This is a genomic window from Serinicoccus sp. JS2-9, from assembly GCF_059025165.1.
The window spans coordinates 847938-862989 of sequence record NZ_CM180091.1; the positions used below are offsets into that span (position 1 = coordinate 847938).

At 73.8% G+C, this 15052-nt stretch carries 10 protein-coding genes; 7 read left to right on the top strand and 3 right to left on the bottom strand.

What is annotated here, in order from left to right; translation table 11 throughout:
- Nucleotides 1-235: 235 nt before the first annotated feature.
- The 3 genes from AC5PYY_RS04275 to AC5PYY_RS04285 are packed head-to-tail and all read right to left on the bottom strand — an operon-like array spanning nucleotide 236 to nucleotide 4720.
- Entirely contained in the window at nucleotides 236-2671 is a 2436-nt protein-coding gene (locus tag AC5PYY_RS04275; protein WP_493898555.1) for an acyltransferase family protein, read from the bottom strand.
- On the bottom strand, nucleotides 2668-3243 hold the full coding sequence (locus AC5PYY_RS04280; RefSeq protein ID WP_493898556.1) for a hypothetical protein: 576 nt from the start codon (nucleotides 3241-3243) through the stop codon (nucleotides 2668-2670). The genes AC5PYY_RS04275 and AC5PYY_RS04280 overlap by 4 nt, the downstream gene beginning before the upstream one ends.
- A complete protein-coding gene (locus AC5PYY_RS04285; protein WP_493898557.1) occupies nucleotides 3236-4720 on the bottom strand; it encodes a CCA tRNA nucleotidyltransferase in 1485 nt (494 codons plus the stop codon). The genes AC5PYY_RS04280 and AC5PYY_RS04285 overlap by 8 nt, the downstream gene beginning before the upstream one ends.
- 81 nt (nucleotides 4721-4801) lie before the next feature.
- Here AC5PYY_RS04285 and AC5PYY_RS04290 point away from each other — a divergent pair, with 81 nt between their 5' ends.
- The 7 genes from AC5PYY_RS04290 (at nucleotide 4802) to trxA (ending at nucleotide 14992) form a co-directional block, all read left to right on the top strand.
- Nucleotides 4802-5287, top strand: coding sequence for an NUDIX hydrolase (locus tag AC5PYY_RS04290; RefSeq protein WP_493898558.1), 486 nt, complete (start codon nucleotides 4802-4804; stop codon nucleotides 5285-5287).
- 6 nt (nucleotides 5288-5293) lie between these two features.
- A complete protein-coding gene (locus AC5PYY_RS04295) occupies nucleotides 5294-7843 on the top strand; it encodes a DUF6049 family protein (protein ID WP_493898559.1) in 2550 nt (849 codons plus the stop codon).
- Nucleotides 7840-11745 (top strand): murein biosynthesis integral membrane protein MurJ, encoded by a 3906-nt coding sequence (locus AC5PYY_RS04300; protein WP_493898560.1) that lies wholly within the window; start codon nucleotides 7840-7842, stop codon nucleotides 11743-11745. Before AC5PYY_RS04295 ends, AC5PYY_RS04300 begins: the two co-directional genes overlap by 4 nt.
- A gap of 17 nt (nucleotides 11746-11762) precedes the next feature.
- A complete protein-coding gene (gene sigM / locus AC5PYY_RS04305) occupies nucleotides 11763-12323 on the top strand; it encodes an RNA polymerase sigma factor SigM (protein ID WP_493898561.1) in 561 nt (186 codons plus the stop codon).
- Nucleotides 12324-12557: 234 nt separating this feature from the next.
- Nucleotides 12558-13475, top strand: coding sequence for a hypothetical protein (locus tag AC5PYY_RS04310; protein ID WP_493898562.1), 918 nt, complete (start codon nucleotides 12558-12560; stop codon nucleotides 13473-13475).
- Between the two features lie 133 nt (nucleotides 13476-13608).
- A complete protein-coding gene (gene trxB / locus AC5PYY_RS04315; RefSeq protein ID WP_493898563.1) occupies nucleotides 13609-14622 on the top strand; it encodes a thioredoxin-disulfide reductase in 1014 nt (337 codons plus the stop codon).
- A 46-nt stretch (nucleotides 14623-14668) separates the two neighbouring features.
- The gene (gene trxA / locus AC5PYY_RS04320) at nucleotides 14669-14992 is read left to right on the top strand and encodes a thioredoxin (RefSeq protein WP_493898564.1); all 324 of its coding nucleotides are present in this window, start codon (nucleotides 14669-14671) and stop codon (nucleotides 14990-14992) included.
- Nucleotides 14993-15052: the final 60 nt, after the last annotated feature.

Consider the following 15052-nt stretch of genomic DNA (forward strand, 5'->3'; position numbering starts at 1 on the left):
TGCTGCCCCTCCTCGCGCTCTCCGGGCGGTCCTGGGCCGAGCACCTCGGCTGGGCCGGGGTGGAGTCGTTGGCCTTCCTCGCCACCTGGCTGCACATCGCCTTCGCCAGCGACGCCGGCCGGGGCCTGCCCGGCGACGCCTACGCGCTGGTCGTGCTGCTGCGCGCCGCCGCCTGGGCGTGGATCCTCTGGCGCGTGGTCGAGTCACCGACCCGCATGCCCGGCGTCCCGCGCGCTCACCGCCCCTCGGTGCCCGCTGCGTCCGCCTCGTCAGCCTCGTCCGCGTCATCGGCCTCGCCCGGCTCGACAGACTCATCGGGCTCGTCGACCTCATCACGGTCACCCGAGGCCGTCGCAGCACCGGCCTCGACCGCCAACGGCAGCACCTCGTCCTCCAGCAGCGCCTCCAACGACCCGATGTAGGTCGCCGACAGGTGGTTGCTGTCACGCCAGACGACGACCCCGCCGACGATCGGGCTGCAGGTGCGGCCCGGGCAGACGGCCTCGGTGAGGTCGATGACCGGGAGCTCGGGCCGCTGCTCGGCGAGCAGCAGGTGCCCGGTGCCGGAGCGGGCCAGGCCCTCCGCCCGGTCGAAGGCGCACTCGGGCACCTCGTCCTCGTGCTCAGTGAGGCAGGCGGGCACGTCGAACGGGGCGCGCGGCACGTCGCGGACCAGGGCTGCGTTCATCCCCTCCGCCTCGACCATGTCGATCCGGGCCGCGAGGCCCCCGGCGAGCTTCTCCGCCCCGGTCGCGCCGTAGGAGGCGCTGGACAGCAGCACCAGGTCCGGCGCCTCCTCGACGAGCGTCTCGTCCAGGCCCTCCTGCCAGGTCGAGCACTGCTGATAATCGCCGGCCTGCCCGGTCCGCTCCACGGTGAGGCCTCGGGCCGGGGGGCACGACGACTTCGTCATCGCCAGCACCCGCCACCCGCGCTCCCGCCCGATGGCGTCCATCGCGGTCATCCACATCCCGGCATGGCTGTCGCCGATGAGGGCCACGGTGAAGTCGCCCTCCGGGTCGCCGCCCTCGCACACCCCCACGTCGCTGCCACTCAGGCCCACGAAGCACCCCTCGGGCTCCATGACCGGGGTGTCGTCCGGCACCTGCTCCAGCGGCACCGCCAGCGTGCCCACGGTGGCGGGGATCTCCACGGCGGCGGGCGGCTCACCCAGGGCCACCGACGCCCCCGCCCCCTCGGTCGCGGCGGCCGCCGGCCCCCCGTCGTCGGGCCCCGCTGTCGCGGGCGCCTCGTCGACGCCCGCCAGGAGGGTGTCGGCGCCGACCGGGTCGCGCAGCTCCTCGACCGTGTCGGGCGTGCGCCACTGCGCGGTCTGCTCGGTCTCGCTCGGCGGCGCCGCGACCAGGACGACGACGCCCAGCGCCGCCCCCGCGAGGGTGCAGTTGAGCCCGAGCCGGAGGGTGCGCCAGGTGGCGATCTGCGATGAGACCTGCGCCGCGAGGACCCGACCGTGCCGCCGGACCGGCTCCTCGACATACCGGAAGGAGAGCCAGGCCGGGACCACGGACACGATCACGGCGAGCAGACCCCAGTGCACCGGCAGCGACGCGGGGCCACCCGTGCCCACGCGGGCCAGCTCGGCGGCGACCGCGACGAACGGCCAGTGCCACAGATAGAGGCTGTAGGACAGCCGACCCACCCACTGCAGCACCGCCGCGCGCAGCACCGCGACCGGCCCCAGCTCGCCGGCGGCGGGCCCGGCGACGAGGACCATGCTGACCCCGACCGTGGGCAGCAGGGCCCAGACGCCCGGGAAGAGCACGTCCTTGGTGATGATGAACAGCGAGGCGACCATCAGTCCCAGACCGACCCAGCCGATGAGCGCGGCCGCGAGCTTCGGCAGACGCGGCCACCCTCGCGCCCCGAGGGCGACGACACCTCCGAGCATCAGCTCGAAGACCCGCGTCGGGGTAACGAAGTAGGCCGAGGGATCCCGCAGGGTCCACCACCAGGAGAGCGCGATCGAGGCGGCGAGCAGGACCAGCGTGGTGGTCCACACCAGGGCTGAGAAGACGCGCGCCCGGCCAGCGGCGTAGACCAGGATGAGGAGCAGGATGACCGGCCAGACGAGATAGAACTGCTCCTCGACCGAGAGCGACCAATAGTGCTGCAACGGACTGGGGGCGCGTTCCAGGTCGAGGTAGTCGACCGACCGCCACGCCATCCGCCAGTTGACGACGTAGAAGGCCGAGGCGACGAGGTCACCTCCCACCTCCGCCCAGCGGCCTCGCGGGAGGAAGGCGAGGACCAGCACGGCGGTGCCGGCCAGCGCGGTCAACGCGGCAGGGAGCAGCCGTCTGGCGCGGCGGGCGTAGAACCGGCCCAGGTCGATGCGGCCCCGCGCCCGCGCCTCCTCGAGCAGGAGCGAGCTCATGAGGAAGCCGCTCACGACGAAGAAGACGTCGACGCCGGCGAAGCCACCGGGGATGACCGTGACGCCGGCGTGCCACAGCATCACGCCCAGGACCGCGATCGCGCGCAGCCCCTCGATGTCCGACCGGAAGTCGCGCGGCACGGGCGGCACCCGCAGCGCGTGCCGGGCCGCGTGCAGCGCACGCGCGCGAGCCCGGGTCAGCGGCGCCTCGGCCTGGTCCGTCGCCCCGGCCGTCGACCCGGCCGTCGTTCCTGAGGTCTCCGACGGGGTCGTCACGACGAGCCCTCCGGCACCGGGGTCGGGTGCTCACGGAGCCAGATCCGGTGCGCCCCCTCCATCCAGACCGCACCGGCGAGCGCGGCCACCGCGGCCCAGACCCAGAGCAGGTTGCGCTCCCGGGTCGGGTCGGTGGGCACCTCGGCGGGCGAGGACAGCTCCAGCCCGTCCGCACCGGTGTCCTCGAGCAGGAGCCCGGCCGCCGTGTCGGCGGCCAGGGCGGCGAGCCGCGGGTCCGGCGCCGTCGCCTCGACGTGCACCTCCGGGTCCGCGGTCGCGTGGTGGACGGCCAGGTCGACCGTGCCGAGGTAGTCCGGGCCCAGCTCCACCGCCGCCTCCACGCGCTGCACCAGGTCCGGGTCGGCGGCGAGCATCGAGACGCGGTCGGCCGTGCGCTCGTCGACGGCCGCCAGGGTGGCCTCGCCCGCGTAGCTGTTGGGTCGAAGCAGGTCGAGGCCTCCCACGACCAGCACAAGAAGCAGCACGAGGGTGATCCAGGGGAGGCCGGCCAGCACGTGCGTCCAGTGGCTCGGGGGCGCTTCGCTGTGCCGGGCGCGGCCGTGCCTACCCACGTCCAGACCCCTCCTCGCCCCACCACCTCAGCAGCTCGGCGCGGGCTGCCTCCTCCCCGAGCGGCCCCTGGTCCAGCCGGACCGCCAGCAGGTGCTTGTAGGCCCGGCCCAGCTCCGGACCCGGCGGGATGCCGAGGATCTGCCCGATCTGATGCCCGTCCAGCTCAGGCCGGACCGCCTGGAGCTCCTCCTCCTCGCGCAGTCGCTCGATCCGCTGCTCCAGGTGGTCGTAGCTCGCGGCGAGCCGCGCCGCCTTGCGCCGGTTGCGGGTGGTGCAGTCGGAGCGGGTCAGCTTGTGCAGCCGACCCAGCAGCGGCCCGGCGTCGGTGACGTAGCGGCGCACGGCGGAGTCGGTCCACTCCCCTGTGCCGTAGCCGTGGAACCGCAGGTGCAGCTCGACCAGGCGGGTCACCGCCCTGACCGTCTCCTTGTCGAAGCGCAGCGCCCGCAACCGGGTGCGGGTCAGCCGGGCCCCCACGAGCTCGTGGTGGTGGAAGCTCACGCCGCCGCCGGGCTCGAAGCGGCGGGTGGCGGGCTTGCCGATGTCGTGGAGCAGGGCCGCCAGCCGCAGCACGAGGTCCGGTCCCGGCACGGCGTCCTCGGCGTCCGCGTCGCTGCCCGCGCCCGGGGGGTCCTCGAGGTCGATCGCCTGCTCGAGCACGGTGAGGCTGTGCTCGTAGACGTCCTTGTGCCGGTGGTGCTCGTCGACCTCCAGGCGCAGGGCCGGGAGCTCGGGAAGCACGTGGTCGGCCAGGCCGGTGGAGACGAGCACCTCGAGCCCGGCCCGCGGGTCGGGGGCCAGGAGCAGCTTGACCAGCTCGTCGCGCACGCGTTCGGCCGAGACGATGTCGATCCGCGCCGCCATCTCCGTCATCGCCGCCGTGACCTCCGGGGAGGGGGTCAGCCCCAGCTGTGCGGCGAAACGCGCCGCCCGCATCATCCGCAGCGGGTCGTCGGTGAAGGACACCTCGGGGGTGTGCGGGGTGCGCAGCGCCCGGTCGGCCAGGTCGGCCAGCCCGTCGTGCGGGTCGACGAAGGTCAGCTCGGGAAGCTTCAGGGCCATGGCGTTGACGGTGAAGTCGCGCCGGACCAGGTCGCCCTCGAGCGAGTCGCCGAAGGCCACGACGGGCTTGCGGGAGCTCTCGTCGTAGGCGTCGGCGCGATAGGTGGTGAACTCCAGGTGGTGGTCGCCGCGGCGGGCGCCGATCGTGCCGAAGGCCCGACCGACGTCCCAGGTGGTGTCGGCCCATCCGGCCAGCACCTGCTCGATCTGCTCCGGCGACGCGGAGGTGGTGAAGTCGAGGTCCGGCGGCGTCCGGCCGAGGAACGCGTCGCGCACCGGTCCGCCGACGAGCGCCACGGCATACCCCGACTGCGCGAAGCGCTCACCGATGTCGGTGAGCAGCGGCATGATCGGGGTCAGCTGGCGCAGGGCGCGCAGGAGCAGCGCCGCGTCATCGGTGTCGGTCGAGGGCATCGGACCAAGGGTAGTAGGAGTCGCCGGGATGAGGGACCGTCGTTCCTGTGCTGGCGCAGGACCACTCGTTACAGTGGGCGGATGACCACCACGCCCCCGCGCCACCACCACGGTGCGCGTCGGCTGCCGTCGGTCAACGAGACCTCGGCGGGTGGGGTGGTCATCGACGTCTACGAAGGGCGCGCCCGGATCGCGATCATCGCCCGGCGCAACCGCTCGGGGCGGGTGGAGTGGTGCCTGCCCAAGGGCCACGTCGAGCCGGGCGAGACGCTGGTGCAGACGGCGGAGCGTGAGGTAGCTGAGGAGACCGGGATCGAGGGGCGGGTCCTCATCACCCTCGGCACGATCGAGTACTGGTTCACCACCCCCTCGCACCGCATCCACAAGATGGTCCACCACTACCTGCTCGAGGCGACCGGTGGTCGCCTCACGGTCGAGAACGACCCCGACCAGGAGGCGATCGACGCGATCTGGGTGCCGCTGGACGAGGTCCACCGCAAGCTGACCTTCCCCAACGAGCGGCGCATCGCCCGCGAGGCCTGGCAGCGGCTCACGCGGAGCGCCTGACCCGACGTGTCCGAGTCCACCCGCCGTCCCGTCGGGACGGTCCGTCCCCGGGGCCTGCGCCTGCCCGCGCTGCTCGCCCTGGCCCTCGGTCTCGTCGTCCCGGGCGGGTATGCCGTGAGCTCCGGCCCGGCGGCGGCCTGGCCCGGGGAGACCTCACCTCTCGCGGCGAGCACCTCGGGTATCTCGGAGACGGACTCACCGGATCACGACGAGAGCGCCTACCTGCTGCTCGACGCGGTGCAGCCGGCGGTCGTGGTGCCCGGCGAGCCCGTCACCCTCACCGGCCGGGTCGTCAACCACACCGAGGACAGCCAGCGCCTGACGACCCTCACCGCGGCCGTGTCACCGGTGCCGCTCGGTTCGCGTGCCGAGATCGCCGACTGGGATCAGGGCGAGCCGGTCCGGGAGACGACCCAGGTCATCGGCGACGACACCATCGGCCCGGTCGTGCCGGCCGGTGGGGCGGTGCCCTTCCGGGTCGTCGTGCCGGAGAGCGCGACCGAGACGATGTCGGGAGCACCCGGGGCACCGGCCGCGCTGGCGCTCACGCTGACGGCGGGGACGCCCGAGGACGCAGAGGGCGAGGTCGACCGCGGCGTCGAGGCCGAGCCGGTGGCCCTGCGGTCCGTGCTCACGACCGCCGGCACGACCGAGGTCGCCGAGCCGCTCGACGTCGCCTGGGTGGTCCCTCTCACCCTGCCTGCCGACCCCGACCTCGTGAGCAGCGACGGCGCCCTGCACGCGCAGGCGTGGCTCGCGGCGCTCGACCCCAAGGCCCCGGTCATGAGCTGGCTGCAGGACCTCGGAGTGCGCGGCACCACCTACGTCGTCGACCCGGCCACCCTGGTCGCGCACCGCCCCGATCCCGGCATCGCGACCCCGCGGGCGGTGGTCGACGACACCGACACCGGTCCGACGCCCGAGGCGCCGACCACCACTGTGCCGACCACCCCCGCACCGACCGGCGACGACGGCTCGACTGCGACCTCCACCCCGACCCCCACACCGACGCAGGACGCCGGGTCCCCCGACGACACCGCCGTCACGAGTACAGCGCCGACGGGCGACGAGACCGGCACCACCGCGCCCGTCCCGGTGCCGGACACCGACGCCGTGACCACCACACCGCCGGAGCCGAGCCCGACCAGCCCGACCACGCCGGGCCCGACCGATGCCGACGTCACCGACCGGCTCATCGCCCTCCGGTCCGCGCTGCGCCTGCTCCCCGACGACGACGTCTGGTGGCTGCCGACCGACGACCCCGACCTGGCCGTGCTGGCCGAGCAGGTGCCCACCGGGCAGGCAGGCCACCTCCTGTCCCGGCAGCCGGTCGACGCCCCGGCCGCGGTCCGCACCCTCCTGGGGACCGGCCGCGACGACGTCGCCTGGCCGGTGGACCCCGCCGCCACCGAGCAGCTCGGCTCCGTCGCGCAGCAGTATGCGGTGCGCGAGGACGGGGAAGGGCTCGGCGTCGTCATCCTGCCGCGGGAGGCGCTCACCGGCGACACCGCGGCGGCACCCGGGCCGGGCGCGGTGCGGCTGGAGGAGCCGGAGGGCGTGGTCGCACTCGGGGCCGACTCCTGGACCAGCGCGCTCGTCGCCCAGAGCGCCGAGGAGGCCGTGGAGAAGGGTGCGGGCGCGGCGGCTCAGCAGGTGCTCGCGCACACCCTGGGGTCCTATCTCGAGTCCACCGGGGAGGGGCGGGGCCTGGTCATCGCTCCGCCGCGGGACACCGCGACCAGCCCCGAGGTGCTGCGACAGCTGAGCGAGGCCTGGGGCGAGGCCACCTGGCTGTCGCCGGTGAGTGCCGACGCGATGGTGGCGGCGGCGGCCGAGGCCGACCCCGTCGCGGTCACGGACGAGACGCCCGAGCCCGCTGCGGACATCCTCGGCACCGCGGCCTCCCACCTGGAGGTCGCCGACTCCCCGGTCGACTCCTCGCGGGCCCGCGGCCTGCTGGGCGTGAGCGACGGCCTCCAGAGTCTTCGTCAGGTGCTCTCCGACACCGGGCCGCTGCGGTCCTGGGAGCCGGTGATCGACTCGCTCTGGGCGAGCCGGTGGCGGGAGGACCCCGAGGGGTGGGCGCAGATCTGGGGCGGGGTGCGCACCGACGTGCGGGCGACGACCGAGGGGATCCACGTGACGCCGAGCACCGTCAACTTCCTCGCCGACCGCGGCGACATCAACGTCACCCTCGTCAACGACCTCGCCGTCGGGGTGGAGGACGTCGTCCTGGAGCTGGAGGCGAGCAACGGGCGGCTGCAGGTCGTCCGGCAGCCCGACCCGGTCAGCATCGGGGCCGGCAGTCGGGCCACGGTGTCCTTCGAGGCCCGGGCGATCACCCGGGGTGAGACCGTGCTGACCGCCCGGGTGGCGACGCCCGACGGTACGGAGCTGGGCAGCCAGACGCCGCTGGACGTGCGCGTGCAGCCCACCGGCACCTGGCTCTACTGGGTGCTCGGCGGGCTCGCCGGGCTGGTGCTCGTGCTGGGTCTGGTGCGCGCCGTCCGACGCGGCCAGCCTCGGGTCGCCACCGGTCAGGGAGGGCCGTCGTGAGCCAGACACCCCGCGACCAGGGCCCGGCCGGCGACCCCGCCGACGACCGCGCCACGAGGCCGACCTCGGCCGGCTCGAGCTCGTCGCTGGCCCGGTCCAGCGTGGTCATGGCCAGCGGCACGCTGGTCTCCCGCGTGCTCGGCATGGTCCGGGTGGTGCTGCTCGCCGGCGTGCTCGGCACGCTCTCGCCGACGAGCGCCGCCAACGTCTGGGACACCGCGAACACCATCCCCAACACGATCTATCTGCTCCTCGCGGCGGGTGTGCTCAACGTGCTGCTGCTTCCGCAGCTCACCCGGGCGATGACCCGTGGCCGGGAGGGCCAGGACTACACCGACCGCCTCATCACCCTGTCGCTGGCGATCCTCGTCGGCGGCACGGTGCTCTTCGTCCTCGCGGCCCCGCTCATCACCAAGGTCTACGCCCTGGACTGGGCCTGGGACGACCCCAAGCTGCAGCTCGCCACGATGTTCGCCTACCTGTGCATCCCGCAGATGCTCTTCTACGGCGTCCACACCCTCCTCGGTCAGGTCCTGGCCGCGCACCACCGGTTCGCCGCCTTCATGTGGAGCCCGGCGCTGGCCAACGTCATCGCCATCACCGGCATCGTCATCTTCGCGCGGCGCTACCCCGACGCGGGAGTCATCCCGCTGGAGGACTGGACCGGCGGGATGATCTGGCTGCTGGCCGGATCGGCCACGCTGGGCATCGCGGTCCAGGCGTTGGTCCTGCTCCCGCCGGTCCGGGCGACCGGCTTCCGCTGGCACGTCCGGTGGGGCTTCCGCGGGGTCGGGCTCGCCACCGCCACCACCATGGCGGGCTGGGCGCTCGCCGACGTCGCCGTCTCGCAGGGCGGCATGCTCGTCGTCACCAACCTGCTCAACGCGGCGGCCGACGAGATGCGGCTCGCCCCCGGACGCTTCGCCTACACCCAGGCCTTCTCGGTCTTCGTGCTCCCGCACTCGATCATCGCGCTGTCGCTGCTCACCGCGATCTATCCCGTCCTCGCCAAGGACGCCGCCCGGGACGACACGCGGTCGATGGCCGAGCACACCGGCCGCGGGCTGCGGCTCCTCGGCGCCGCGATGATCCCCATCGCCACCGGCATGCTGCTGCTCGCCCCGCTGCTGGTGCGGGTGATCTACGTCGGCAGCGCGCCGGCCGAGCACCGCGCCGTCGCCGGGATCCTCACCCTCATGGTGCTCGGGCTCGTCCCCTACGGCGTCTACCTGCTGTGCGCCCGGGTGTTCTACTCCTTCGAGGACGCCCGCACCCCGTTCTTCTTCCAGGTCTCCATCACCGCGGTGCTGCTGCTCGTCTGTGCCGTCGCCGCCTTCTCCCCCGCGCCCCGGGTCGCCATGCTCCTCGGTCTGGGCCAGGCGCTGGGTCAGACCACCGCCGCGTGCTTCGGCCTGGCCGCCGTCCGTCGCCGCCTCCCCGAGCTCGCGCTGCGCCCGGTCGCCACGGCATACCTGCGCTCTGTCGTGGCGGCCCTCGCCGCTCTCGTCCCCGCGTGGCTGGTCATCCGGCTGCTGGACCGGGGCGCTCCGCCGGACCCGGGCTCGATGCAGCGGGCGTCGGCCGAGGCCTTCCTCAGCGGCGCGGTCGCCCTCGGCGTCTCCGGCGTCGTCTTCCTGCTGGGGTATGCCGTGCTCGCGCATCTCCTCGGCGTCCGCGAGGTCACCGAGGTGGCCGCGCCCGTGATCCGCCGGGTCCCGGGGCTGCGCCGCTTCGCCCCGACCGCGCCGGTCGACCTGGCCACGGGTGACCGGCTCGAGCCTGACCCCGACCCGGTGGCCGTCGAGACGGTCGAGGACTCCGACGAGGCGTCCACCCTCACCGGCCTGGAGTCCGTGGTGGCGAGCCCCGCGCCCGACGCGGCGGGCGGCGCGGCGTCTCCTGACGAACGCGCAGGCAGGAGCACACTAGGGTGGGACGACGGCAGGCAGGCGCAGGCGGAGGAGAGCAACAGCATGGACCGGCTCGAGGTGGGCACCCGGCTGGGTGACCGGTATGCCCTCGACGAGCTGCTCGCCGAGCGGGACGGGGGCGGGTTGCAGTACTGGTCCGCGCGCGACGTCACCCTCGGTCGCCTGGTCGCCGTCACCGTCCTGCCCTCGGACGGCGAGTGGTCCGACACCGCCGAAGCCGTCCTCGACGGCGCGCGCCGCGTCGCGTCCGTCGACGACCCACGCCTGGTCCGGGTCCTCGACGTCGGCGACAACGACGACGCCTCCCTCTGCTGGATCATCGAGGAAGGCCTCTCCGAGGCGGAGTCCCTGGCCTCCCTCGTCGAGGAGCACCCACTGCCGGCCGAGGAGGCGCGTCGGATCGTCGGCGAGAGCGCCGCGGCGCTGGAGTCTGCGCGTCGCCGGGGACTGCACCACCTCTACCTCAACCCGCACTCGGTGCTGCGGACCACGGACGGCACGGTGAAGGTCTCGGGCGTCGGCGTCGCGTCCGCCCTCGAGGGCACCGACGACGTCACGCCCGACGAAGCCTCGCTCATCGACGCCGCCGACCTCATCTCCCTGCTCTACACCGGGCTGACCGGCCGCTGGCCGGGGGAGGACCTCGCGGGTGTCCGGCCTGCGCGGCGGCTCGCCGACGGGTCGCTCCCGGCACCCTCGGAGCTGGTGGCCGGGGTGCCCGGTGATCTCGACGCGTTGTGCCGTCTGGCCCACGGGGTCGACGCCGACCTGCACCGGACACCGCATACCCCGGGTGAGCTCGCCCGCCAGCTCTCGCCCTGGTCCTCGGAGATGGTGCGCGCCGACCGTCCCGGGGAACTGAGCGCGCCGCGCTCGCGATCCGGTGCCGACCACGGCCGAGCCGGAGCCGCTCTGAGCGGTGCCGCCGGGGCTTCGGCGGCCGCCACCGCTGCCCACCCCACCCACGCCGACGACGCGGCCCCGCCGAGCGGCGACGCGACCGAGCAGGTCCCGCAGCCCTACTACCGGACCGACGGACGCGCCAGCGACGCAGGCCGGGGAGCTCGGCCGGTCCGCGAGGACGACACGATGGGCGGCCTGCTGCGCAGCGGCGAGGCCCGGGAGACCCGGGTCGAGCAGGCGCGCGCCGACCACGCGCGCCCGGCGGCCTCCGCCGCGGCCGGTGGCCGAGCCGGCGCGACGGGTCGTGGCTCCGGCGCGATGGGTGGCGGCTCCGGCGGCGACGGACTCCCCGAGGAGCGGGGCACCGGTGCCCAGACCGTCGTGGTCATGATCATCACGCTCGCCCTGCTCGGGGTGGCGGTCTTCCTCGGCTGGGGCGTGCTGCGCGGGCTCGGCGGCGACGACGACGCCGCACCGGGCGGCGACCCCTCCGCCTCGGCCCCAGCGGATCCGGCCGGAGCGACGGGCGGGGACGACGGGCAGACCGCGAGCGCAGCACCCGAGGGTGACGGCGGGGACGAGGGCGCCGAGGAGGAAGCCACCGAGGACTCCGCCCCGTCTCCCGCTCCCGCCGAGGGCTCCGGGGTCGGCGTCCTGGGGATCACGTCCTACGACCCGCAGGGCGACGGCGACGAGAACAACGCCGACACCCCGTTGGCGGTCGACGGCGACCCCGAGACCTCCTGGTCCTCGCACACCTACCTCACCCCGGGCTGGGGTTCGCTCAAGAACGGCACCGGCCTGATCCTCGATCTCGGGGAGGGCGCCTCGGTGAGCGAGGTCGCGGTCGAGCTCGGCCCGGGCGACGTGGCCGCCACGCTCTACCTCTCCGACGCGGCCACGATCGACGGGGCGACCGAGCTGGGGAGCTCCGACGACGCGGCCGACACCTGGACGGTCACGCCGGACGAGGCCGCGACCGGCCGCTATCTCATCCTCTGGTTCACGCGGGCAGCGACCACGGACGACGGCGAGCGGGTCGGCGTCCGCGAGATCTCCATCCGCTGACGCCCGGGGTGGAGACCATGGAGGGCACCGTCGACCTCGCGGACGTGGACGACCACACCCTCCTGCGTCGACACCAGGAGGGGGACGCCGACGCGTTCGGTGAGATCTTCCGGCGCCACCGCGACCGGATGTGGGCCGTCGCCCTGCGCACCACCCGTGACCCGGAGGTGGCGGCCGACGCGGTGCAGGACGCCTTTCTCAACGCCTTTCGCCGAGCCGGCTCCTTCCGCGGGGACGCGCAGGTCACGACCTGGCTGCACCGCATCACCGTCAACGCCAGCCTCGACCGGCTGCGCCGCGTCCGGCCGACCGTCGACATCGCCGACCACGACCCGGTCGAGCCGCGTGACCGGCACCGCTCGGTGGAGGTCCGGCTCGACATCCAGCAGGCCCTGGCCCAGCTGCCCGAGGGGCAACGTCTCGCCCTGGTGCTCGTGGACATGCAGGGGCTGAGCGTGGCCGAGGCGGCCGCGGTGCTCGACGTCGCCGAGGGCACGGTGAAATCGCGCTGTTCCCGCGGGCGCGAGGCGATGGCCCGGTTGCTCGGGCTCCGGGATGACGACGAGGGTCCGGCATGAGCCGCGCACCCCGACGCCGCACGACGGGCGAGGGATGTCGTCCCGCGACCGGCGAGCTCGCTCGCGATATGACCCATGCCACACCGAGGGCTCCCGTGCGGTCGGGAACCGCAGCCACCATCTGCTCGTCGTACTCCCGTGGGCCGATCCGGGCCCGCAGGGTCCGTCGGGCCCGTCCGAACCTCGGTGCTGGGCGCAGCGCGAGGCTGAGCAGTGAGAGGAGGCCGACCAGCAGTGCCGACATCAACCCCACCGCCGTCCTCGCCGACGCCGCGTGATCCCGATCGTCGGGCCACCCCCGACGACCGGGCCGAGGAGCACGATCCGACGGGGGTGCGTGCTCTCCTGGCCGGCCTGCCCGATCCCGGCCCGATGCCGGAGCACCTGGTCCGCCGGATCGAGGCGCGACTCGAGGTCGAGCAGGCCCACCGCTCGGCCGGCGAGCACCCGATCGGTGGTCACGCCGACCGTGTGGTCGACCTCGCGGCAGCCCGGTCGCAACGGCGGCCCGGCCGTACTCTGGCCGTGCTCGGCGCGGCGGCGGCCGGCCTCATCGTGACGACGGTGGCTCTCACCCAGACCGTCGGCAGCGGCGGCGCCGACTCGGGCACGGCCGCGCAGTATCCCTCTCCCGCCTCGGGCCAGGCCGGTGACGATGCCGCTGGCGACGCCGAGGCAGGTGCCGACTCCGCCGAGGGCGAGGAGGAGGCCGCCGACGACGCGGCCGCAGGCAGCGCGGCGGCCGCGGACGACTCAGCGGTCTACGGCTTGGAGTCGGAGGCGGCAGTGCTCGAGTCCGGCGGCGTCGTGCTGCTTCCCGACCTGGGCCGCGTCGGACCGGGTGACCTGGAGGAGAGCCTGCGCCTGGCCCAGGCCGAGGTCGCGGCGAACGACGCCGAGACGGCGGCCCTGGTCTCGCTCAGCGAGGGTCAGGCTCTGAGCTGCTGGAGCACGGTCGACGACGGCTGGGCCGAGCGCTACGCCACCGCCGCGGAGTACGCACCGACCGGCGGTGGGGTCGAGGACGTCGTCGTGCTGCTGGGTCTCGCGGAAGACGGGTCGGGCCGCTCCTGGGTGGTGCCGGCGGACTGTGTCGCTGCCCCCGACGTCCTCCCGCTCGACCCGGCCGGTGAGCCGATCGAGGTGCCCTGACCTGCAGCGGAGTCGCGCGGCCGCGGGGTCGCCGGGCGGAGCCGTCATGCGTGGAACAATCACGTCCTAGGATCGGTTGACGACTACGTCCCATCCACCTCCCAGGTGCCCACCGCTCGCCAGGAAGGCCTCCATGACCATCGACCTGACGCCTCCGTCTGACGCCCTGGGCGCCATCGGCGCCACCGACACCGGCCCCAGCGACACCGGTGCCGAGGTGCGCGAGGTCATCATCATCGGGTCCGGACCGGCCGGCTACACCGCAGCCGTCTACAGCGCCCGCGCCAACCTCGCCCCCCTCGTCTTCGAGGGATCCGTGACGGCGGGCGGGGCGCTGATGAACACCACCGACGTCGAGAACTTCCCGGGCTTCCCGGAAGGCATCATGGGCCCCCAGCTCATGATGGACATGCGCGAGCAGGCCGAGCGCTTCGGTGCCGAGCTGGTCCGCGACGACGTGCTGGAAGTGAACCTCACCGCCCCGGTGAAGACGGTCACCGACAGCTCGGGCGACGTGCACCGGGCGCGGGCCGTCATCCTGGCCATGGGCTCGGCCTACCGCGAGCTGGGCCTCACCCGCGAGCAGGAGCTGTCCGGCCACGGTGTCTCCTGGTGTGCCACCTGCGACGGCGCCTTCTTCCGTGAGCAGGACCTGCTGGTCGTCGGCGGCGGCGACTCGGCCATGGAGGAAGCCACCTTCCTCACCCGCTTCGGCCGGAGCGTGACCGTCGTGCACCGCCGGGACGAGCTGCGCGCCAGCAAGATCATGGCCGACCGCGCGACGAACGACCCGAAGATCTCCTTCGCCTGGAACTCGGAGGTCGCCGAACTGCACGGCAGCCCCAAGCTGGAGGCGGTGACGCTCCGCGACACGCAGACCGGTGAGGAGCGGCAGGTCGACGCGACCGGGCTGTTCGTGGCGATCGGTCACGACCCCCGCAACGAGCTGGTCCAGGGCCAGGTCGACCTCGACGACGAGGGCTACGTCCTCGTCGAGGGCCGGGGCACGGCCACCAACCTCGACGGGGTCTTCGCGTGCGGCGACCTGGTCGACCACACCTATCGTCAGGCGATCACGGCGGCGGGCACCGGTTGCGCCGCGGCCTTGGACGCCGAGCGCTACCTCGCCACCCTCGACGACGCCTGAACCCACCGCACATCCACCCGAATTGTATTGCGAGAGAAGGACATTCATGTCGATCACCAACACCACTGACGCCACCTTCACCGAGGACGTCCTGCAGCACGACGGCCCGGTGCTCGTCGACTTCTGGGCCCCCTGGTGCGGTCCGTGCAAGATGATCGCCCCTATCCTCGAGGAGCTCTCGGCCGAGTGGGGCGACAAGCTCAAGGTCGTCAAGCTCAACACCGACGAGAACCCCGAGATCACCCAGCAGTACGGCATCACGGGCATTCCCACGATGCACGTCTACTCCGGTGGTGAGGTCGTCAAGACCGTCGTCGGTGCTCTCCCGAAGAAGAAGCTGGCCTCCGAGCTGGAGCCGTTCACCGCCTGACGCACCGCGACACCACCGTCGCGTTATCCACAGCCGTCCACGGGGTCTGTCCACAGAACT

What these genes read in the sequence shown, in the direction of transcription:
- AC5PYY_RS04285 (WP_493898557.1), bottom strand. Translation starts at nt 4,720, where the DNA reads ATGCCCTCGACCGACACCGATGACGCGGCGCTGCTCCTGCGCGCCCTG.
- AC5PYY_RS04290 (WP_493898558.1), top strand. Translation starts at nt 4,802, where the DNA reads ATGACCACCACGCCCCCGCGCCACCACCACGGTGCGCGTCGGCTGCCG.
- sigM (WP_493898561.1), top strand. Translation starts at nt 11,763, where the DNA reads ATGGAGGGCACCGTCGACCTCGCGGACGTGGACGACCACACCCTCCTG.
- trxB (WP_493898563.1), top strand. Translation starts at nt 13,609, where the DNA reads ATGACCATCGACCTGACGCCTCCGTCTGACGCCCTGGGCGCCATCGGC.
- trxA (WP_493898564.1), top strand. Translation starts at nt 14,669, where the DNA reads ATGTCGATCACCAACACCACTGACGCCACCTTCACCGAGGACGTCCTG.